The following is a 20,982-nucleotide window of genomic DNA, read 5'->3' as shown; positions in this document are numbered from 1 at the left end:
GTTAAATTATTTTTAGTTTTCTAAATCGTTATGTTTTTTATTTAAAAATTTTGTCAAAATATTTTATTTACAACTATATTTATATATGTTACGATATGTTTGGAGAGTGATGTAATGGACAGTTCGAGTGTCTCGCAAATAATTGCGTTAGTGTTCTTGGTTGCAATGTCCGCCGTATTTTCATCAAGTGAAACGGCGATAACATCTGTAAGCAAAATAAAAGTTCGACAATTAGACCAAAAAGATAACAAAAATGCACATTTACTGAAGAAACTGCACGATAATATGCAAACTACCATATCTACTATTTTGATTGGTAACAACATTGTAAATATCGCAGCGAGTTCTATAGCTACAATTTTATTCACAAATATTTTTCATCAAAACGGAGCTTTGATATCTACAGTTGTAATGACTGTTTTTGTGTTGATTTTTGGAGAGGTTTTACCAAAAACAATTGCACAATACAAAAACAAATCCGTAGCATTAAAGTTTTCAAGGTTTATTTATTTTCTGACTTTAGTTTTCAAACCAATTGTAAAAGTATTAAACCTCTTAACTCGTTTGATAATCAAACTTTTTGTTGGCGAAGATGAGGATAGTTCGACACTTACCGAAGAAGAACTAAAAACTTTGGTGGAAGTTAGTGAAGAAGAAGGCGTACTGAAAAATCAAGAAACTGAAATCATGATAAATGCGTTGGAATTAAAGGAAACTCTAGCAGTTGATATTATGACTCCAAGAACTAGCATGGCATCAGTTGATATTGAAGATGCAGAGAGTGATTTGAAGGAAATCATCAAAAATATTACTTATTCTAGAATTCCAGTCTATGAAGGCAGCATCGACGATATTATAGGCGTTCTTCACATAAAAGAATTAGCGCACAAAATCATCGAAGATGACCGAGATTTTAAAGTCAGAGATATCCTAAAACCAGCATTTTATGCTTATGAATACATTCCAGTAGTGGATTTGTTCAAACAAATGAGAACTAAAAATATTTCCATCAGTATAATTATCGATGAGTACGGTGGAACTAGTGGAATTGTAACGATGGAAGATATCTTAGAAGAACTTGTCGGAGAAATCGACGATGAATACGACAACGAAAAAGAAGTAACTAAACTTAGCGACAATGAATACTTAGTCGATCCTGAAATGAGAATTGATGAAGTAAACGAAAGATTTGACCTTGACATTCAAAGCGACAAATTCGATTCAATCGGAGGATTTGTAATAGAATTATTGGACAGAATGCCCAAATCAAAAGATGAGGTTGAATTTGAAAACTTGAAATTCGTCGTAGTTAATGTTGATAAAAGAAAAATTACACAACTAATGATAATATTCAAATAATTTACTCTCACGAGATTCGTGAGAGTTTTTTTGTGGGAAAAGTTCCAAATATAATAACATAAACAAAAAGTAGAAAATCATTTTTGCACGAACATCTGACTACATAAATTGGCGATTTCAAAATCTCGAACTACTAAAATCCAAAACTCAAGCAAGGCTCTCAAACAGTTGGATTTTTTAACGTAGTTCTTCGATGAGAAATCACAACAATTTATTCCGTATGATATTCTTAGCAAAAATGTAATCTACTTTAATTTTTTTAATATTTTATTATTTCCCTATTCCCAACGCCTCTTTTGCCAATTCATCAGCCATATCGTTATAAGTATCGTTGGAGTGACCTTTAACTTTGACGAAATTAATATCGATTTGAGGCTTTATTTCGTCAATAAATTTCTTGTAGCTTTTGGTTAAATAATTGTTTGTTTTCCAGTCGCCATTAGCCCAGCTTTCAATCCCTTGATAATCATAAAAAATCGTGATTTTGTTCATTTTAAGTTCGACTGCTTTTTTAATTGCAAATACCGACCCACTTACTTCTCCCGATACATTTCTATGCGTTGAGAATTCTGATTTGGGAAATTTTTGATTGAATTTGTCGATTTTACCATTGTGAAACAACACACAACCAAAACTATATTCTCCCGTATCTTTTTTAAATGATCCATCTACATAAGCCACACACTCATTTTCATTTAAGCTATCAATTGACGCTACTTTTTTATTATCTTCGCCATTTATAAAATTATCTGCCTCTTCTTTTGTCTTAAAAGATTTGAAAATCGCTCCCTTAAAACCATTTACTTGTTGTTGGCACTCTGACCAACTATTGTATATCCCCGGATTTTTCCCAATTTTTACTGCATAAAATTTACTCATTACATACCCACACGCTCAAAGTTCCAGCTCCCACTTCAAAATCTCCGAATCCTTCATCATCGATTACAATTTCATTAGAATTTGTTCCAGTGATTTCCGTATACTTTTTACCTGCATTTTCCTTTCCTACATTCATTCTCAAAGTGTTGATGTCACCCGTGCTGATTACAACAGCCATTGGATTGTGAAAATCATCACCGTGTCTAATCCAACCTATCAAATTTTCACTTTCCATATAATCTGTCTGTTCTCCAAATGCGTAGTGTTTTCTGATGTACATCAAATTGTCTATAATATCCTTTTGCCCTTCGATATTAAATTCTCCACCTATTTTACAATAATCACCGTAAAACACGCAAGGATATCCATCTTTTCTTAGTAAAATCAAACCGTACGCAATCTTTTTGAACCAAGGTTCTACAAATGATTCCAACGATTGACCAGGTTCGCTGTCGTGATTATCCACGAATGTAACCGCAATTGCCGGATGTTCTTTTACCAAAGTATTGTCGAAAATTTTTCTCATATCAAATTTATCGCCCATTTTCGATGCAGAATACATATTAAAATGAAGTGCCACATCGAACAAATCCACATCGTATTTCGTATCGTACAAATAATGATTGGTATTGTCCTTATCTTGTAACCAATATTCACCGAAAAAATAAAAATCGCGATTAACAACATTTTGTATATGTTTGGTGAGATCAATTATGAATTCATCGTCAATGTGTTTAAGTGCGTCGTATCTGAAGCCGTCCACACTAACATAATTCACAAACCATTCTCCCCATCTAAAAAGTTCATCTTTAACATCAGGATTTTTATGGTCAATATCTGCAAACATCAAATAATCGAAATTTCCTTTTTCGTTGGAAACATTCTTGCTAAACCCTTTGTTTTCTCCAGCGACTTCAAAAATTGCTTTCTTTTGTTGTTTATTATCAAAATCAACTCCATTAAAATGTTGGAAATGCCACACAAACTCAGAATATTTTCCATTCCTACCTTTAAAATCAAATCCAGTCCATGCTTCAATATCATAAGCATCAGTAATTCTTTTCGTCCTGTCGTTAGGATCGACTTCGTAAGCCTTAAAAGTTTCTGAGAAATCAGCTCCAGCTTTGTGATTTAAAACTACATCTGCATACACTTTTATATCATTTTCGTGCAAAACCTCGATTAATTTTTTCAATTCTTCTACAGTTCCATATTTTGTGCGCACAGATCCTTTCTGATCAAATTCTCCCAAATCGTACAAATCATACACACCATAACCAACATCATTAGTTCCTGTTGCTTTAAACATTGGAGCAAGCCACAACGCATCAATACCTTTTTCTTTTAAATTTTTCGCTTCTCTCGTTAAATTTTTGTAATAATTTCCATCATCTGGTAAGTACCACTCAAAAGCCTGCATCATTATTTCGTTTCCCATTTGTTCCTCCTATTAATTGTAAGAAATTGCTTTATATTGTATAATCTAATAAGATTATAACATTAAAATGATAAGAATAAGGAGAATAAATGCAATATTTAGTCGGTAGAAATCCTGTTATGGAAGCTTTGGAAATGGATATGGGAGTAACCAATCTATACATACAAAAAGGCGAATTAAAAGGATTTATTAAAAAAATAGAAAAAAAAGCTTACGATATGGGAATTAAAATCGAATACGTTGATAAAAAATACATCGAAAAATTCGCAGAAAACACTGCTCATCAAGGTGTTATGGCAAAAATGCCAAGTTTCGGATATTCAAGCGTTGATGAAATGATAATTTACGCCAAAAAAAGAAATGAAGATCCTTTTTTGATAATTTTGGACGAAATAACGGATCCTCACAATTTGGGATCCATAATTAGAACCGCAGAAGTTGCAGGATGCCACGGAGTTATAATTCCAAAACACCGAGCATGTGAGGTAAATGCAACTGCAATCAAAACAAGTGCAGGAGCTGTTTTCAATATCAAAATCGCACGTGTAACCAACATAACCACGACAATTAATTATTTAAAAGAACATAACATTTGGATTTACGGGGCTTGTGGCGAAGCTTCACAAACACACACACAAGCTAACTTGAAAGGACCTATCGGCCTTGTAATTGGAAACGAAGGCAAAGGAATTTCGAGATTAGTCAGAGAAAATTGTGATCAGTTAATTAAAATCCCTATGTATGGAAAAACAGAATCACTCAACGCATCAAATGCTGCGAGCATTCTAATTTATGAAGTCATACGCCAAAGGTATGAAAAATAAACACATTTATCTTTATGTCGATGGTTATAATATAATAAATGCATGGCCTAATTTGTACAAATTATCAAACGATGTGGATTTGGATAGTGCCCGTGAAGAGCTCATTGATATAATGAAAGAGTATCAAAATCTAAGCGGAGAACAAGTTTATGTAGTTTTTGATGCTTATCTTGTAAAAGGTGGAATGAGCATTGAAGAAAAGCGTGATAATTTGACGGTGGTTTACACAAAAGAACACGAATCTGCGGACAGATATATTGAGAGAAAAGTCAACGATATGAAAAAGCACGACAAAATGTATGTGGCAAGCAACGATGGAATGATTCAACGAATTATTTTATCGCGTGGAGGAATTAGAATTAGTGCCAATGAACTTTGGAAAAATTATCTAACTTTAAAAGAAAACCTCAGAAGATCTAAGCTAAGGAAAAGAAAACAATCTACTGAAAATATTGTTACTATAGATGATGAAATTTATCAACAATTAGAAAAACTTCAAGATGAAATAAAAAAACAAAACTAGGTTATGTGACCTAGTTTTGTTTTTTAACATAAGGAGATACCCATTTAATGGATAAAATGAAAACGTTATTAACTGCTTTTATTATATCATCCTACATATAATTTGTCAAAATTTAAAATTAAATTTCCACCATTTATTCTTGTTTATCTTTCTCTATCAAGTTTTTTATTGCTTCAATTGCAACTTTAATGGCTACATCAGTATCATGACACACAGGATTGTCTAAGTGTTTTTTCTCACGTTCTTGGTTCGCTACAACCAAAAAACAAGATCCACATTTTACTCGAAGGTAATTTGCAACTACAAAAAGAGCTGCCGATTCCATCTCACTTGCCAATGTGCCAAGCCTTTTCCAAGCTTCCCATTTGTTTAATAAATCGTATGACACAGGCATTTTTTCTGGCTCGTGTTGTCCATAGAAGCTGTCTTTGCATTGAACAACTCCAACGTGAAAATTGTGTCCTAAATCTTTTGAAGCTTTTACCAATGAATTTGTCACATCTAAGTTTGCAACTGCAGGAAATTCTATCGGAGCGTATTCTTTACTCGTTCCTTCAGCTCTTATTGCAGAATTTGCTATAACCACATCAGAACTTTTGACATCTTCTTGAATTCCTCCACAAGTTCCAACTCTTATAAAAGTATCTGCACCTGCTTTGACAAGTTCTTCCATCGCAATTGCTGCAGAAGCACCTCCGATTCCAGTGCTAGTTACGGAAACTTTTTCTCCATTTATAGTTCCAGTGTATGTTACATATTCTCTATGATCTGCTACTAATTTTGCATCGTCAAAATACTTTGCAATTTTTTCGCATCTTTTTGGATCTCCTGGAAGGATTACATACTTCCCTACATCTCCATTTTTAATATTTAAATGATATTGTACGCCTTCTTCTGCGTATTTCATAAAATCACCTCTTTTTTATCTATATTACTAGTATATACTAATTTTAAATAAATAGCATTATTGAGCGTTGATTTTGACGTAATTTGTGCTATAAATTATTCTTTTGAAGAAAATTCCTACAATTGTATTCAAAATTGAAGTCGGCAAACATACTGCTAAAAACATCGACGGCAGTAGGTTTGTAAAGTTTTCAGTACCCATTCCCATTGGAATTGCAAGAAATAAAAATACAAATCCACTTGTCAAAGTTCCTATCGCAAATATGAGATTGGATTTTCTGCTGGTTTTTCCCATCAATTTGAACAAATAAAACACAATAATTCCTGAAACTAATTTATCAATTATGTTTGGAAGCTGTCCCATTGGGAAACTTGTTGTAAAAGCTGCAATTGCCCCTGCAAACAAACTCAACACAAAAGCTTCTTTTACATTATCCATAAATAATATTGCCAAAAACATCATTACTAATAAAAAATCTGGCTTTACTCCCATAACCAACGCAGGCGTAACGTAATGAAGCAATAATCCTACACTTAAAAATATCGAACTTACTGTTAATTTTTTTGAATCCATAATATCTTCCTTTCTTTTTCATAAAATTTTTCTCTTCTAAAATCATTTCATAAGTTCATTTCATTACACTCACCTGCCTTTATAATAAAAAAACACCTGTTCCCCAAAAGGAACAAGTGTCAAAACTCGCGTTACCATCCTAATTTATGTGCAAAAATGCACACATCTCTTTCAGATACTTCCATATCCTATCCCTGTAAAGTGAGAATCACTTTTTGAACTACTATTTTTCATTCAAAATTCAGATAACCCCATTCATATAAACTTCCCTTAGAAATTCACACCAACCATTTCCTCTCTTGAAGTTTCATTTATACTACTATCTTATCTATTGAATTTAATATTTTTAAATATTTTCTAATATTATATCACAAATAAAATAATTTACAAGTTATAAAACAGTTTTAAAATTAACATTTACCAAATCTTTTATAGAATTGTAAATCAAAGTTCTATCCAAAACTTCATCCAAAAACTCTTGTAATTCTTCTCCTTCATAAAATGAGAAGAAATAAATGTCAATATTGATTTTATTAATAATACTCTTATTTTCAAAACCAATAACATTCAACAAATACATTGGATTATCTATATCCAAGTTAACCTTAGCTTCGATATCTTGCAATATAGCATTTCTTTTCTTAGCAACCTTCGTCATCGTCAAAATCAATTCCGAAACAATAGAACTCACGAAAAAATCAATAGATGTGAATTCTTCTTTTTCTGAATCGAAAGAAATAGATGAGTCTACAGGAATACACGATTTTTCATTGTAAACTTTGACCAAATCATCGGATACAATAGCTCTGAAACTTTTTTGGAATGAATTTATATCATCATTCATATTCTTTCCTCAATTTATCTCTAGCATCAATCATTGATTGTAGTTTTTCTCTAATGTGGTCATACTCATTTACTGGTCTGTTGGAGAATGTCGCAAATCCACAGTCCGGATTTAACCACAATTTATCCTTGTCGATAAACGTAAGGGCTTCCTTGGCTCTTTTATAAATTCCATCTGTGTCTTCCTTGTCATCCAATCTTGGATTGAGCACTCCTAGACCCAAAATCACTTTGTTGTTAATTCTTTCATCTGCCAATAGTGCTTTTAATTCTCCTGCTCTTGGAGTAGAAAATTCTAACGCTAACAAATCAGCATTGATATCAGCAAATAAATCCAAAAGTGGAGTGTATGGTCCTGTCAATAAAATACTTTCGTTCTTGCTCCAGTTACCACGGCATACGTGTAGTGAACAGATAGATTTATCCCTATCGACACTATCCATTACGCTTTTAATCAAATGTGTGGCAAACTTCAATTCTTCAGTTGGATCTTTTCTAGTTGACAAAGATGCACACATGAAAGTTCTTGGCCTTCCTTCAGTGAACACTATTTCTGTAAGAACAGGTTCATCGAATTGAATAACATCTACGCCGATTTCTTGAAGATTTTCGATTTCTTTTTTGTAAATTTCAATTACATCTTCACCCAAATCTTCTTTGCTGTCGTAGTATTTTGAGCTTACATTTGCAAGCCACATACTTCTTGTAACCAAGTATGGTCCAGGCATAGTTATCTTAACAGGTTTATCAGTCAAAGATTTCAAAAGCTTTAATTCTTCTGAAACAATATCTCCTTTGTATTCCAATTTTCCCGTACAAATAGCATTCTTAATGGATGTAGCTGGAACATCCAATGTTGTCAAAATATTTTCAAATTCTCTTTTATCATCGACATAATCTAGCATTTCTGCCATGCTCATTTGAGTTACTCCACCAAGCTTTTCAGAAATAAAAGAAACGTAATTATCTCTTTCAATTTCTCCACTTGTGATTACATCAATGTCCAAATCTTCTTGTAATTGTACAACTTCCTTGGTCTTATCGTATACCATTTGTTCGTAGTCAGAAAGGCTAATCATATTAGCCTTTAACATCCTACGAGCTTTCAAAATTTCATTTCCTCTTGGCATAGATCCTATCAAAGAGGTATTGAATAATTTATTGTTCACTATTGAATTCCTTTAAGAAATTTCCTAAATATTCATTAGCTTCAATAATTTGTTTGAAACCATCTCTTCTGCCAGGAATCCATTCTTTAAGTCCTTCAAGATCCATGATTTCTTTTTCTTTTTCGTTGTTGTAATCCATCTTGAACATAATGTCATCAAATGCTTTGATATCTTCATCAGAAACTTCAGGATTGAATGTAAATATACAATGGTCAAAGTTATCAGTTTTATCTAAAACTTCAACTTCGTTTTTGTCTAGTGTACCATCACTAATCCAAGCATCATAATTTGTACTTAAGCAGAATGATGCATCAACTTCTCCATTAACCATAGCGATCATGCTGTCTTTTTCTCCACCAACGTGATCTCCATGTAAGCCAACACCGATATCAAATCTTTTTTCAGTGTAATCTTTACCATATTCTAAACCATTTTGGTGTAAATAGTTTATAGGAATAAGTCTTGCTTGTGGAGAGTCTATAGCCCCAAATCCTATTGTTTTGCCCTTTAAATCAGAAACTTTTTCAAAATTTCCCTTTTTAACTACTAGATAAGTTTTCTTATCTCTATCAGTATCTCTCATACATCCGATCTTATCTTTTCCGTCAGATCTCAAGTGAGCGTCTAAATGTGCTAATGGGGAATTCCATGCTCCATCAATTTCTCCATTCATTAAAGCATCTACTTGTAGTTTGTAGTCTTTGAAGAATACTCCTTCGATTTCTGCTCCATTTTCCTTGAAAAATTCTTCAATCATTTCCCATATTACTGAAACTCTTGGAGCGTAAATAACTGCACCTATTTTTAATTTTTTCATTTAATTCCTCCTATTTTATTTACTTGATAAAGACTGTCCTAACATAACATGCAACACATCTAAAGATGGTGCCATAATTTGTCCAGCGTAAGCATCTCTCATCAACTTTTCAATTTCAGTCTTTCTATTGTAACTAATTCCTCCACCCACTCTCATTGCAAGAGTTGAGGATTCCATCGCATGTTCAATTGCAATAACTCTGGAAGCTATGATTTTTTGTAAAGCATCTTCATCATTTCTACCTTTTTATTGATATTTGTGTCCTATTTACTTGTTTTCTGTCGCTAAAATACCACCTAACATTACATGGAGAACATCCAATGATGGTGCCATAATTTGTCCAGCGTAAGCATCTCTCATCAACTTTTCTATTTCAGTCTTCTTATTATAAGTGATTCCGCCGCCAATTCTCATTGCAAGTGTAGCTGAATTCATTGAATTTTCAATTGAAGTCACTCTTGCTGCAATAATTTTTTTAAGCATATCTTCGCTATTATTAACTATAGATTCTGCTGCATCTTCTGATAGTGTTCTTGCACTTTGTGCCATTGAATATATCTTAGACAAATACATTTGAACAATTTCAATATCTGCTAAGCATTTTCCATTTGGATATTTTCTACTTGTAGCGTATTTATTAGTAATGTTTGATATTCTAATATTTAAACCAGCATATACACTAGCAAGTCCAAGTAAAAACATCTTTGTTACAACACTTGCGACTTCATCTGCTCCGCCTTCTTCGCCTAATCTGTAATCGGATGTCAACTTAACATTGTCAAATTTCATTGGACAAGAAACATTTCCTCTCATTCCAACTCCATCCCAATATTCCATATTGAAACTCAAACCTTCAGATTCCAATGGAACAACCCAATATGTCGTTTTACCTTCAAATTCAGCTGATTTACTGTTATATTGATAATAACTTGCATAAGTTGCACTTGTTACCATTGATTTAGTTCCCTTGAACACATAGTCATCTCCATTTTTAGTACAAGTCATTTCTGGATTACCAAAATGTGTTCCACTACCAAATTCTGAATCAGCCAACGCCATAAATTTATTATTTTCAACGACATCTTTTACTATTTTATCAATTAAAGTTTTTTGACCATAATCCAACACTCCACTGATTCCAACATTATGCATCATATAGCATAATGCTGCAGATGGATTGTATTCAGCAAATGCCATTGTAACTTCTTGGTGTTCTTTTGCTCCTTTGCCAAGTCCACCCATTTCTTCAGGAATCAAAAGTTTTAAAAATCCTTCTTCTCCCATTTTTTCAAATGCTTCTTTTGGGAAAGTGCAATCCTTGTCAGATTTTTTTCCTTCTTCTTCTAAATATTTTTTTGCAAATTCTTTTGCTTGTTCGTAAATCCCCATTAAGCCTCCTATAAAAGTGGTTGACCTGTGATAGCTTTTCCTAACCAAACGTTAAGAACGTCTAGTGATGGAGCCATGATTTGTCCAGCGTAAGCATCTCTCATCAATCTTTGGATTTCAGATGCACAGTTGTAAGTCTTACCTCCACCTACTCTCATTGCAAGTGTTGAAGATTCAATTGCATTTTCGATGGCTGCCACTCTTGCTGCGATAATCTTGCATACTGCGTCTTCTTCTCCAGCAACTAAAGATCTAGCTGCTAATTCTGTAAGAGCTTTTGCACTCATACCATTTGAATAAATCTTACCTAAGTGAACTTGTACTGTTTCAATGTTAGCTAATGATTGTCCTGATGGATATTTTCTCTTCAATGCGTAATCATTAGTAACTTTTGATAATCTCAAGTTCAATCCAGTGTAAACACTTGCTAAACCTAGTATGAAGTATGGAGCTACAACGTTAAATACTTGGTCAACACCTGAACCTTCTTCGCCGATTCTGTTAACTTCGTCTAATTTAACATCTGTCATAGTCATTGGACATGAAACATTACCTTTCATACCAATACCTTTCCAGTGGCTCATCTTGAATTCTAAACCTTCAGATTCCAATGGAACTAACCAGTTGTTGATGTCTCCTTCTTTTTCAGTTGATGGAGTTAAAATTAAGTAATAGCTTGCATGAGTTGCACTTGTTACCATTGATTTTGTTCCGTTGAAAATGAATTTTCCACCGTCTTTAGTAACTTTGATTTCTGGAATATAGAAGTGAGTACCAGTTCCAAATTCAGAATATGCTAATGCCATGAATTTGTTGTTTTCAACTATGTCTTTAACAACTTTTTTCTTTAATTCTTCATTACCATTAGTAAGAACAGTCATTAAAGCTACGTTGTGCATCATGTAGCAAAGACCAGCAGTTGGGTTGCTTTCAGCAAATGCTAAAACAGCTTGTTGGTGTTCAACAGCAGTCTTTCCTAAACCACCCATTTCTTCTGGAATAAGTAATTTGAAGTAACCAGCTTTTCCCATTTCTTCAAATGATTCTACAGGAAATCTACCTTCTTCATCTGAGCTTTTTGCATATGGTTCGATGTGTTCCAATGCAAATTTTCTTGACTCTTCGTAAAAATTCATAAAACCCTCCTAAAGTTTATATTTCATTTATATGATATCACTAATTCTCTAATAAAACCAGAAATATTGTTAAAAATTACTCATTTATTGAAACTTTCTATAAATCCTACCAATTTCATTCGAATTTTAACAAATTAGAAAATTTCTTGATTTTTTTATTCGTCTTATCATTGAAAAATCAACGTTATAAATTTTTTAATCATTTATAGAAAAAATCTATAAATGATTATTCAAATTGTTAAATTTTTGTAATAAAAAACACCGTGAGATAATTCTCACAGTGTTTTTGTTATATTATCTATTTGTAGAATTTGGATTTACGACGTCTTCTTTCTTTGCGCCTTCTTCTTCCTTAGCTTTTTCTACAGATTCAACTTTTTTACCTTCTTTATCAAGGTTTTCTTCTTTTTCTGCTGCATCTGTATCTTCTACTGAGTTAGAATAATCCATTTCTGCCATTCTCTTGTAAGTGTTGTATCTTTCCTTAGCATCTCTTTCAGCTTCTTGGAATAATTCTTCAGCTTGTTCAGGGAATGATTTTTGTAATGACAAGTATCTTACTTCTCCTCTGATGAAGTCTTGGAATGATCCAGTTGGTTCTTTAGAGTCTAATTGGAATGGATTCTTTCCTTCTTCTGCAAGAGTTGGATCGAATCTGTATAAGTGCCAGTAACCAGCTTCTACAGCTAATTTTTCTTGACGTTGGCTCTTACCCATACCAGCTTTAATACCGTGGTTGATACATGGTGAGTAAGCGATGATTAATGATGGTCCATCATATTCTTCTGCTTCTCTAATAGCTTTTAATGTTTGATTTTGGTTAGCACCCATAGCGATTTGTGCTACGTATACGTATCCGTAAGTTGATGCCATCAAACCTAAATCTTTCTTTCTAACTTTCTTACCACTTGCAGCAAATTGTGCTACAGCAGCTGTTGGAGTTGACTTAGAAGCTTGTCCACCAGTGTTTGAGTAAACTTCTGTATCGAATACCATAACATTGATGTTTTCACCAGATGCTAATACGTGATCCAATCCGCCGTATCCGATATCATAAGCCCAACCGTCTCCACCGAAGATCCATACAGATTTCTTAATTAAGAAGTCTCTGTCTGTTCTTATATATTTCAATAATTCTTCAGCTTCTTCGTTGTTAGTGTTGTCATCTAAGTGTTGTAAGATTTCTGCTGCACACGCTTTTGATGTAGCTACATCGTCCATGTTTTCAACGAATTTTTTGAATGGTGCATTCAATGGACTTTCAATGTTCAAGTCTAAGAATGCTTGCATTTTTTCTTTTAATTGTAATCTAATCTTCTTGATAGCTAAGTGCATACCATATCCGTATTCAGCATTGTCTTCGAATAATGAGTTAGCCCAAGCTGGTCCTTTACCTTCAGCGTTTGTGCAGTAAGGAGTTGAAGGAGCACTTGCACCCCAGATTGATGAACAACCTGTAGCGTTAGCTATAAGCATTCTATCACCGTATAATTGAGTGATTAATTTAGCGTATGGAGTTTCTCCACAACCAGCACATGCTCCAGAGAATTCAAATAATGGTTGTTTGAATTGTGAGCCTTTAACAGTTTTTTCCGCTGGCATTAAATCTTCTTTGTATCCAACTTTTTCTACAGCGTAAGTCCAATTATCTTTTTGTGCAAGATGTTGTTCTTCGAAAGGTTTCATTATTAATGCTTTTTCTTTTGCTGGACATACATCAGCACAGTTACCGCAACCTGTACAGTCTGCTGGTGAAACTTGGATTCTGAATGTTAAATCTTCAAATCCTTTACCAACTGCTTTTTTGCTTTCGAATGTTTCAGGAGCGTTCTTTCTGTCTTCTTCGTTTAATAAGAATGGTCTGATAACTGCGTGTGGACATACATAAGCACATTGGTTACATTGTATACATTTATCCATTTGCCATTCTGGAACATTAAGAGCGATACATCTCTTTTCGTAAGCTGAAGTTCCCATTGGGAATTCACCATTTGCTCTGTCTTTGAATGCAGATACTGGTAAATCATTACCTTGTTGTGCGTTCATTACACTTGCAACTTCTTTTACGAATTCTGGAAGGTTAGCGTCTTTTTCAACGTCTTCTTCAGCATTTTTCCATTCAGCTGGAACATTGATTTCTACAAGTTGATCGATACCTTGATCTACTGCAGCGTAGTTCATATTTACAATGTCTTCACCTTTTCTTCCGTAGTTAGCAACTATAGATTCTTTTAATTTTTTAATAGCTTCATCTATAGGTAATACTTTAGATAATTTGAAGAATGCAGCTTGCATAATCATGTTAGTTCTTCCACCTAATCCAACTTCTGCTGCAATCTTAGAAGCGTTGATTGTGTAGAATTTAATGTCGTTTTCAGCGATATATTTCTTTAATTTGCCTGGAAGGTGAGTGTCTAATTCTTCTTCATTCCAGATACAGTTTAGTAAGAATGTACCACCTTTTCTTAAACCTCTTAATAAATCGTATTGATATACATAAGCTTGTTTTGAACAAGAAATGAAATCTGATTCATCTAAAAGGTAAGTTGAGTGAATTGGGTTGTTACCAAATCTTAAGTGAGACATTGTAACCCCACCAGATTTTTTAGAGTCATAATCGAAGTAACCTTGAGCGTACATGTCAGTACCATCACCTATAATCTTGATAGCTGATTTATTGGCACCTACTGTACCGTCAGAACCGAATCCCCAGAACTTACATCTGATAGTTCCTTCAGGTGACGTGTTTATAGTATCTTTTACTTCTAATGATCTGTGAGTAACATCATCTACTATACCGATAGTAAATTGTGTTCTTGGTTGATCTTGTTTTAAGTTTTCGTAAACTGTGTTAATGTGAGTTGGAGTTGTGTCTTTTGAACCTAAACCGTAGATACCACCAACGATAACTGGTTTATTTTCATGATCGTAGAAACAATCTCTAACGTCAAGATATAGAGGTTCTCCTAATGAACCTTTTTCTTTAGTTCTATCTAAAACTGCGATCTTCTTAACTGTTTTTGGAATAGCATTTAAGAAATGTTCTTTAGAGAATGGTCTGTATAAGTGAACTTTTAATACTCCGACTTTTTCTCCTTTAGACACTAAATAATCAACAGTTTCTTCAATAGTTTCAGTTACTGAACCCATAGCTACTATAATATTTTCAGCATCTTCAGCACCATAGTAGTTGAATAATCCGTAGTTTCTGCCTGTAATCTTGTTAATTTCATTGATATAGCTTTCAGTAATACCAACGATATCTTCATAGTATGTATTAGATGCTTCCATACCTTGGAAATAAACGTCTGGATTTTCAGCTGTACCCATAGTCTTAGGGTTTTCTGGATTTAAAGCATTTCTTCTGAATTCATCAATAGCTTCCCAATCAACAATCTTAGCTAAGTCTTCATAATCCATAACTTCGATTTTTTGAATTTCGTGACTAGTTCTGAAACCATCGAAGAAATGTAAGAATGGAACTTTACCTTTAATAGAAGAAAGGTGAGCTACTGCTGCTAAATCCATAACTTCTTGTACTGAACCTGAACATAACAATGCAAAACCAGTTTGTCTTGCTGCCATAACGTCTTGGTGGTCACCAAAAATGCTAAGCGCATGTGATGCTAAAGCTCTTGCTGATACGTGGAATACGCCAGGTAAGTTTTCTCCGGCAATCTTGTACATATTTGGAACCATCAACAATAAACCTTGTGATGCTGTAAATGTAGATGCCAAAGCCCCTGCAACTAAAGCCCCGTGTACTGAACCAGCTGCTCCACCTTCTGATTGTAATTCAGTTACTTGTACAGTTTCACCGAATAAGTTCTTACGTCCATCTGCTGCCCATACATCAATTGCTTCAGGCATTGGTGATGATGGAGTAATTGGATAAATAGTTGCCACATCTGAAAATGCATAAGCTACGTGAGCAGCGGCTGTATTTCCATCCATGGTTTTCATGTGTTTTGCCATTTATTTAACCCCCTATATATAAATAAATAAATTGTTTAATTTAAAACGGACGAACTCCGCTCTATGAGTTATTATAACTCAATAAAATCCTCATTGCAAGAATAACAAACTTCATCAAAAAATTTTATTGTGAAATTAATTTTTGTTATTTTTTAACTGCTTTCTGTGTTCTTCAGTATCTTTTTTCATATTTGCAATTAACTTATTATTTAACTCTTGTGCCGCATTATAACCCAAAAGTTTTTGTCTTTGATTTCTAACTGCAACCTCAACAATCATTGCAATATTTCTACCTGGTTTTACAGGAACTTCAAGATATGGAAGTTCAACTCCTAAAATTTCTGTAGTGTGATCGTCAAGTCCAATTCTGTCGTATTCTTTATCGTCTTGCCATTTTTCTAGCTTTATAACCAAATCTATAAATGTAGTTAATCTTACAGAACCTGTACCGTATAACCTTTGAATATCTAAAATTCCAAGACCCCTAACTTCCAAATAGTGTCTGATGTTAAGAGGAGCTTGTGCCAACAATCCTTTTTCGATTTTTCTAATTTCAACCACATCGTCTGCAACAAGTCTGTGACCTCTAGTTACCAAATCCAAAGCCGTCTCGCTTTTTCCTACAGAACTGTCTCCCATCAACAAAACACCCATACCAAAAACATCCAACAGAGAAGCGTGGATTGTATCTTCCTCACTAAGAAAATATTCCAATACTTCATCCAATGCTGAGATAAGTCTGGTAGTTGTTCTGTCAGAAATTAATAGAGTTTTATCGTATTCTTCAGCTAATTGCCTAACTTCATCAGGAATTTGAGCATAATGTGAAAAAACAATACAAGGAATATCATATTCCATCATTGCTCTTACTCTTTCTTTTCTAAGCTCCATATCCATCGCCATATAATACGCAAGTTCAGCCTTACCGAACAACTGAATTCTTCTATATGGAAATTCTTCCAAGAAACCAGATAATTGTAATCCCGGTCTATTTATTTCAGAATTTGTAATCTCAATTGTTTCGTAATCAGAACTTGTCCTTACAACGTGCAAGTCTAATTTTTTAACAACCGCACTTAATTTTACTGTTTTCATAAGTTCCCTCCTTATTATATTTTATTATCTAATCTGTATATAAGCAAACAATCTTCGATAATATATGACGAAAACACAGCTTAATTGTTACGTTTTTGTAATATTTAACGTTTTTTTAACCTAATTTATTACAAAAAAGTTACAACAAGTTACAAATGTGTTACAATATATTATATTAAATTTGCAGATTAAAAACTTTTAATCGTAAAATTAGGAGGAAAAATGAACAATATAAAAAAACCATTGTTAGTGATGGGATTAATGTTTACCTTTTCTGCTTTAAATGCAACTTCTTCATTTGCTGATGTTGACAATACAAAGCTTGTAGAAGAAGTAAAACAAGACGCTTTAAATTACACTACAAATTTGCAAAATACAATTAAAGATCAAGAAAATGTGAATACAGAGGATTCCATCAAATCCAATGGTACACAACAAACTGAAAAAGTTAATACTGAAAATACTGAAAATACTGAAAAAGAAGATAAAAAAGATTCTACAAAAGAAGATTTGACTGAAGGCTTTGAAGATTCAAAAGAACTTTTGAAAAAGCCTGCTGAAGTAAAAGCAGTCAAAAGAGCCGATGTGAAGAAAATCACTTCATCAAGTAAGTCTGAAACAGCTACTAATATAAGAAATGAATATTTTTCAAAATCAAATACAGTTATTTTGACAAATAGCTCAACATTTGTAGATTCACTATCTGCTGTTTCACTATCAAGAGGTAACACTCCAATATTATTTACTAACCAATCTTCTTTAGATAGTAAAACATTGGCAAACCTAAAAGCTAACAAACCTAAAAAAGTTTACATTTTAGGTGGAGAAAAATCCGTTAGCAATTCTGTAGTAAATCAACTTAAAAGTTTGGGAATAATTGTTGAAAGAATTGCTGGACATGATAGATACGAAGTTAATTCTAAAGTTGCAGCAAAAACACATAATCCAAATACAAAACAAAAAACAAATATACTTATAACTTCAGGCGAAAATCATAGTGATGCTATATCATCTGCTATTTTAGCTCAAAACAAAAAAGCTCCTATACTTTTCGTTAGAAAAAATGAAGTTCCTACATCTATAAAAGGTTATTTGTTATCTTTAAAGAGAAACAATGCTATAGGAAGTATAACAATAGTTGGTGGTAACTTATCAGTATCTCAACAAGTAGAATCTTACTTAAGAACTTTTAGCAATAATGTAAGTAGGATTGCTGGTCGTGACAGATACACTACTAACGTAAAAGTTGCAAAACAAGTTAACCTTAACGCAAAAAGAGTAATCGTAGCTGAAGGTAATGGTTACAACGACGCATTATTAATGTCACCTGTTGCTACAAAATTAAATGCTTCTTTAATATTGACAAAACCTAACGATGTAACAAGAACAAAAGATTATTCTTCAAACGACAAAAACTCTACTATGGAAGCATTCTTCAAGAACAACAAATCCATAGACCAAGTTATAGTTTGTGAAGGAAATCATTCAATTTCCGATTTCGTATCATCATCAATATCTGATTTGTTAGCAGGTAAAAATCTTAAGACTGCACCAAAAGCAGATGCATTATACAAAAAAGAAAAAGCTGAACTAAGAAAAAGTACAATTGAGAAATCTAAAAAGGTTAAAAAACCTGTAGATTCATTACAAGCTCAACTTGCAAAAGCAAAAAGAGTATTCACAGTAAGAGCCACGGCTTACACTTCTGATCCTAGAGAAAACGGTGGATGGAATGTAACAGCAATCGGAACTAAAATTAGACGCGGTGTTATCGCAGTAGACCCAAGAGTTATTCCTTTGAGAACAAGAGTATATGTAGAAGGATACGGATTTGCTACAGCAGAAGACACTGGTGGAGCTATTAAAGGAAATAAAATTGATGTAGTTATGGATACTAAAGCTCAATCTCGTAACTGGGGAGTTAGAAACGTCAAAATCTACATCTTATAATGTAAACTACTAAGCACTGATGTATCAGTGCTTTTTTAATGTAATTTTTTACAATGATTTTGATACACAATGTCAGTTTTCAGTCGTTACCAAACATATTTTAAGCGATTTTTCATAAAAACCAGCAATTGTTACATTTTTTTAATAATTAAGTTTTTCAGTGGCGCATTTTATGTTTTTTCCTAAAAGTTACAAATTAGTTACAAACTATTCCCTATTTTATGGGAAGTGTGATTTTCAAGTAATTCACAAATTTTTCAATTTGTAAATAGTTTTGAGCAAATTTTACATAAAATCTAGCAAATTGTGCAAATTAAACCAATAAATGTCAAATTTATTTGAAAGTTATGAAAAATTCTTGTAAACTATTAGAGTAATTTGAATAAGTTACAAATTGGTTACAGAAATAATGAGCAATTAAAATTAGCTCATTGAAGTATATTAGGAGGATACATGAATAATTTTAAGAAGCCACTTCTTGTAATGACTTTGGCTGTATCATTATCTTTGGGAGCAAATGTTTCATTTGCAGATAATGAAAATAACAAGTCAGAAACAAATGTTAAAGCTATATTAGATAATTCAAGTAAAACTGAAACAACAACTAAGATACAAGTAAAGCTAGATGAAAATAACAAAGTAATATCTAATAAAAATCAAAATAATACAGAAAAAAAAGAAGCTGAAGTCAAATCACAAAAAAGTGCAAAAACAGAAAGAATAGACGCAAAAAACAGATTTGAAACAGCTAAGAAAATCAAAGAAAAAGAATTCAAAAATGCAGACACTGCTGTAGTTGTGAATTCAAACGAATTTTCGGACTCAATCAGTGCAACAAACATTTCAAATGGTAAATCACCTATTCTTTACACTGATTCCAACAAACTAGACAACTTGACAAAAGAAGCTTTGAAAGGTGTCAAAAAAGTCTACATAACTGGTGGCGAAAAAACTATTAGTTCAAAAGTAGTTGACGAATTAAATGGTATGGGAATTGAAGTCATCAGAGTTAAAGGCAAAGACAGATACGAAGTTAATGCAAAATCAGCTACTACATCTCACCCAGTTTCTAACAAGAAACAAAACGTAGTTATCGCATCTGGTGAAAACTTTGCAGATTCTATTTCTTCAACTTCTTTAGCTAAGAAAAAGAACGCTCCAGTTCTTTTAGTTAAAAAGAATGAAGTGCCAAAATCAATCAAAGAATACTTAAATTCTTTCAGCAAAAAAGGTCTTTTGGGAGACATCACTATAGTAGGTGGAGAAAATTCAGTTTCAAAAGCTGTTGAAAATGAACTTTCAAAACTTTCAAAAGTTACTAGAATTGCAGGACATGACAGATACCAAACATCTGTAAAAGTTGCAAAACAAGTCGGCGTAAATTCTGAAAGAACAATTGTAGCTAGTGGAGAAAAATTTGTAGATGTACTTGCTGCATCTCCTGTAGCTCAAAAATACAACGCCCCAATTGTTTTGGTTAAGAAGATGGACGTTCCAAGAAACGAAGATTACAAAACACAAGAACAAAAATCAAACTCTGTGGAATCTTTCTTCAGACAAAACAAATCAAACATCATGTACACAATGGTATTTGGTGGCAAAAACACTATCGATAATTTCGTAGTAAATGGAATTAAAGATTTATTAGCTGGTAAATCACTACAAGCAAAACCAAAAGTAGATGCATTAGTAAATGTGCCTAAAAAACAACCTCAAAAAGAAACTAGTAAATTAGACAAAATCGTAAATCTTGCTTACAAACAATTAGGTAAGCCTTACGTTTGGGGAACTCACGGCCCTAAATCATTCGACTGTTCAGGACTTACATCTTACCTTTATAAACAAGCTTATGGTATAGGAATTAGCACAAGCTCAAGAGCACAAGCTTCTTATGGACACAAAGTTTCCAAATCAAATTTGAAAAAAGGCGATTTGATGTTCTTTGCAACAGGTGGTGGTGGAATAAGTCACGTTGGAATTTACGTTGGTAACAACAAATTAATCCACGCTTCTACACCATCAACAGGGGTTATCTTATCAGATATCAACTCAAGTTATTACCAAAGAACATTCGTTACAGCAAGAAGATTATTAGGTTAAATTTA

17 protein-coding genes are annotated in these 20,982 nt (G+C 33.1%); 5 read left to right on the top strand and 12 right to left on the bottom strand.

Annotated features, from left to right (window positions below; genetic code table 11):
- Positions 1 to 114: 114 nt before the first annotated feature.
- Complete coding sequence (locus GKG00_RS04400) at positions 115 to 1,359, top strand: hemolysin family protein (protein WP_154254443.1); 1,245 nt, start codon at positions 115 to 117, stop codon at positions 1,357 to 1,359.
- A gap of 270 nt (positions 1,360 to 1,629) precedes the next feature.
- Here the strand turns inward: GKG00_RS04400 and GKG00_RS04395 are convergent, their stop codons facing one another.
- Positions 1,630 to 2,238, bottom strand: coding sequence for a ribonuclease H family protein (locus tag GKG00_RS04395; protein WP_154254441.1), 609 nt, complete (start codon positions 2,236 to 2,238; stop codon positions 1,630 to 1,632).
- Complete coding sequence (locus tag GKG00_RS04390; RefSeq protein ID WP_154254440.1) at positions 2,231 to 3,676, bottom strand: alpha-amylase; 1,446 nt, start codon at positions 3,674 to 3,676, stop codon at positions 2,231 to 2,233. The genes GKG00_RS04395 and GKG00_RS04390 overlap by 8 nt, the downstream gene beginning before the upstream one ends.
- An 89-nt stretch (positions 3,677 to 3,765) precedes the next feature.
- Here GKG00_RS04390 and rlmB point away from each other — a divergent pair, with 89 nt between their 5' ends.
- Both rlmB and GKG00_RS04380 read left to right on the top strand, forming a co-directional pair.
- A complete protein-coding gene (gene rlmB / locus GKG00_RS04385) occupies positions 3,766 to 4,500 on the top strand; it encodes a 23S rRNA (guanosine(2251)-2'-O)-methyltransferase RlmB (RefSeq protein ID WP_094205355.1) in 735 nt (244 codons plus the stop codon).
- Entirely contained in the window at positions 4,490 to 5,023 is a 534-nt protein-coding gene (locus GKG00_RS04380; protein WP_154254523.1) for an NYN domain-containing protein, read from the top strand. The genes rlmB and GKG00_RS04380 overlap by 11 nt, the downstream gene beginning before the upstream one ends.
- A 133-nt stretch (positions 5,024 to 5,156) precedes the next feature.
- Here the strand turns inward: GKG00_RS04380 and udp are convergent, their stop codons facing one another.
- From udp to hprK, 10 genes are all read right to left on the bottom strand, one after another.
- Complete coding sequence (gene udp / locus GKG00_RS04375) at positions 5,157 to 5,930, bottom strand: uridine phosphorylase (RefSeq protein ID WP_154254438.1); 774 nt, start codon at positions 5,928 to 5,930, stop codon at positions 5,157 to 5,159.
- 57 nt (positions 5,931 to 5,987) lie between these two features.
- The gene (locus GKG00_RS04370; protein ID WP_154254437.1) at positions 5,988 to 6,503 is read right to left on the bottom strand and encodes a tryptophan transporter; all 516 of its coding nucleotides are present in this window, start codon (positions 6,501 to 6,503) and stop codon (positions 5,988 to 5,990) included.
- Between the two features lie 391 nt (positions 6,504 to 6,894).
- Positions 6,895 to 7,347 carry an OsmC family protein gene (locus GKG00_RS04365; RefSeq protein ID WP_110057890.1) on the bottom strand — a complete coding sequence of 151 codons (453 nt, stop codon included), beginning with the start codon at positions 7,345 to 7,347 and terminating at the stop codon, positions 6,895 to 6,897.
- On the bottom strand, positions 7,340 to 8,515 hold the full coding sequence (locus tag GKG00_RS04360; RefSeq protein WP_094205350.1) for a cobalamin-independent methionine synthase II family protein: 1,176 nt from the start codon (positions 8,513 to 8,515) through the stop codon (positions 7,340 to 7,342). The genes GKG00_RS04365 and GKG00_RS04360 overlap by 8 nt, the downstream gene beginning before the upstream one ends.
- A complete protein-coding gene (locus GKG00_RS04355) occupies positions 8,505 to 9,332 on the bottom strand; it encodes a PhnD/SsuA/transferrin family substrate-binding protein (RefSeq protein ID WP_154254435.1) in 828 nt (275 codons plus the stop codon). The genes GKG00_RS04360 and GKG00_RS04355 overlap by 11 nt, the downstream gene beginning before the upstream one ends.
- Before the next feature lie 15 nt (positions 9,333 to 9,347).
- The gene (locus tag GKG00_RS04350) at positions 9,348 to 9,542 is read right to left on the bottom strand and encodes an acyl-CoA dehydrogenase family protein (protein ID WP_257993231.1); all 195 of its coding nucleotides are present in this window, start codon (positions 9,540 to 9,542) and stop codon (positions 9,348 to 9,350) included.
- 57 nt (positions 9,543 to 9,599) lie between these two features.
- Positions 9,600 to 10,721, bottom strand: a complete 1,122-nt coding sequence (locus GKG00_RS04345) for an acyl-CoA dehydrogenase family protein (protein ID WP_002835498.1) — start codon at positions 10,719 to 10,721, stop codon at positions 9,600 to 9,602.
- Between the two features lie 8 nt (positions 10,722 to 10,729).
- Positions 10,730 to 11,857 carry an acyl-CoA dehydrogenase family protein gene (locus GKG00_RS04340; RefSeq protein ID WP_154254433.1) on the bottom strand — a complete coding sequence of 376 codons (1,128 nt, stop codon included), beginning with the start codon at positions 11,855 to 11,857 and terminating at the stop codon, positions 10,730 to 10,732.
- A 294-nt stretch (positions 11,858 to 12,151) separates the two neighbouring features.
- The gene (nifJ, locus tag GKG00_RS04335) at positions 12,152 to 15,832 is read right to left on the bottom strand and encodes a pyruvate:ferredoxin (flavodoxin) oxidoreductase (RefSeq protein WP_154254432.1); all 3,681 of its coding nucleotides are present in this window, start codon (positions 15,830 to 15,832) and stop codon (positions 12,152 to 12,154) included.
- A gap of 135 nt (positions 15,833 to 15,967) precedes the next feature.
- Positions 15,968 to 16,927, bottom strand: a complete 960-nt coding sequence (hprK, locus tag GKG00_RS04330; protein ID WP_154254431.1) for an HPr(Ser) kinase/phosphatase — start codon at positions 16,925 to 16,927, stop codon at positions 15,968 to 15,970.
- A 222-nt stretch (positions 16,928 to 17,149) separates the two neighbouring features.
- Here hprK and GKG00_RS04325 point away from each other — a divergent pair, with 222 nt between their 5' ends.
- Both GKG00_RS04325 and GKG00_RS04320 read left to right on the top strand, forming a co-directional pair.
- On the top strand, positions 17,150 to 18,877 hold the full coding sequence (locus GKG00_RS04325) for a cell wall-binding repeat-containing protein (RefSeq protein WP_154254430.1): 1,728 nt from the start codon (positions 17,150 to 17,152) through the stop codon (positions 18,875 to 18,877).
- Between the two features lie 453 nt (positions 18,878 to 19,330).
- Complete coding sequence (locus tag GKG00_RS04320) at positions 19,331 to 20,977, top strand: cell wall-binding repeat-containing protein (protein WP_154254429.1); 1,647 nt, start codon at positions 19,331 to 19,333, stop codon at positions 20,975 to 20,977.
- Positions 20,978 to 20,982 lie beyond the last annotated feature (5 nt).

Source organism: Finegoldia sp. BIOML-A1, from assembly GCF_009678325.1.
Taxonomy (GTDB): domain Bacteria; phylum Bacillota; class Clostridia; order Tissierellales; family Peptoniphilaceae; genus Finegoldia; species Finegoldia magna.
The sequence above is the reverse complement of the archived record's forward strand: the minus strand, read 5'-3'. Positions and strand labels throughout refer to the sequence as shown.

Bases quoted from the DNA above. Each gene is read 5' to 3' on its own strand.
- GKG00_RS04400 (WP_154254443.1), top strand. From the start codon at position 115: ATGGACAGTTCGAGTGTCTCGCAAATAATTGCGTTAGTGTTCTTGGTT.
- GKG00_RS04395 (WP_154254441.1), bottom strand. From the start codon at position 2,238: ATGAGTAAATTTTATGCAGTAAAAATTGGGAAAAATCCGGGGATATAC.
- GKG00_RS04390 (WP_154254440.1), bottom strand. From the start codon at position 3,676: ATGGGAAACGAAATAATGATGCAGGCTTTTGAGTGGTACTTACCAGAT.
- rlmB (WP_094205355.1), top strand. From the start codon at position 3,766: ATGCAATATTTAGTCGGTAGAAATCCTGTTATGGAAGCTTTGGAAATG.
- GKG00_RS04380 (WP_154254523.1), top strand. From the start codon at position 4,490: ATGAAAAATAAACACATTTATCTTTATGTCGATGGTTATAATATAATA.
- udp (WP_154254438.1), bottom strand. From the start codon at position 5,930: ATGAAATACGCAGAAGAAGGCGTACAATATCATTTAAATATTAAAAAT.
- GKG00_RS04370 (WP_154254437.1), bottom strand. From the start codon at position 6,503: ATGGATTCAAAAAAATTAACAGTAAGTTCGATATTTTTAAGTGTAGGA.
- GKG00_RS04365 (WP_110057890.1), bottom strand. From the start codon at position 7,347: ATGAATGATGATATAAATTCATTCCAAAAAAGTTTCAGAGCTATTGTA.
- GKG00_RS04355 (WP_154254435.1), bottom strand. From the start codon at position 9,332: ATGAAAAAATTAAAAATAGGTGCAGTTATTTACGCTCCAAGAGTTTCA.
- GKG00_RS04345 (WP_002835498.1), bottom strand. From the start codon at position 10,721: ATGGGGATTTACGAACAAGCAAAAGAATTTGCAAAAAAATATTTAGAA.
- GKG00_RS04340 (WP_154254433.1), bottom strand. From the start codon at position 11,857: ATGAATTTTTACGAAGAGTCAAGAAAATTTGCATTGGAACACATCGAA.
- nifJ (WP_154254432.1), bottom strand. From the start codon at position 15,832: ATGGCAAAACACATGAAAACCATGGATGGAAATACAGCCGCTGCTCAC.
- hprK (WP_154254431.1), bottom strand. From the start codon at position 16,927: ATGAAAACAGTAAAATTAAGTGCGGTTGTTAAAAAATTAGACTTGCAC.
- GKG00_RS04325 (WP_154254430.1), top strand. From the start codon at position 17,150: ATGAACAATATAAAAAAACCATTGTTAGTGATGGGATTAATGTTTACC.
- GKG00_RS04320 (WP_154254429.1), top strand. From the start codon at position 19,331: ATGAATAATTTTAAGAAGCCACTTCTTGTAATGACTTTGGCTGTATCA.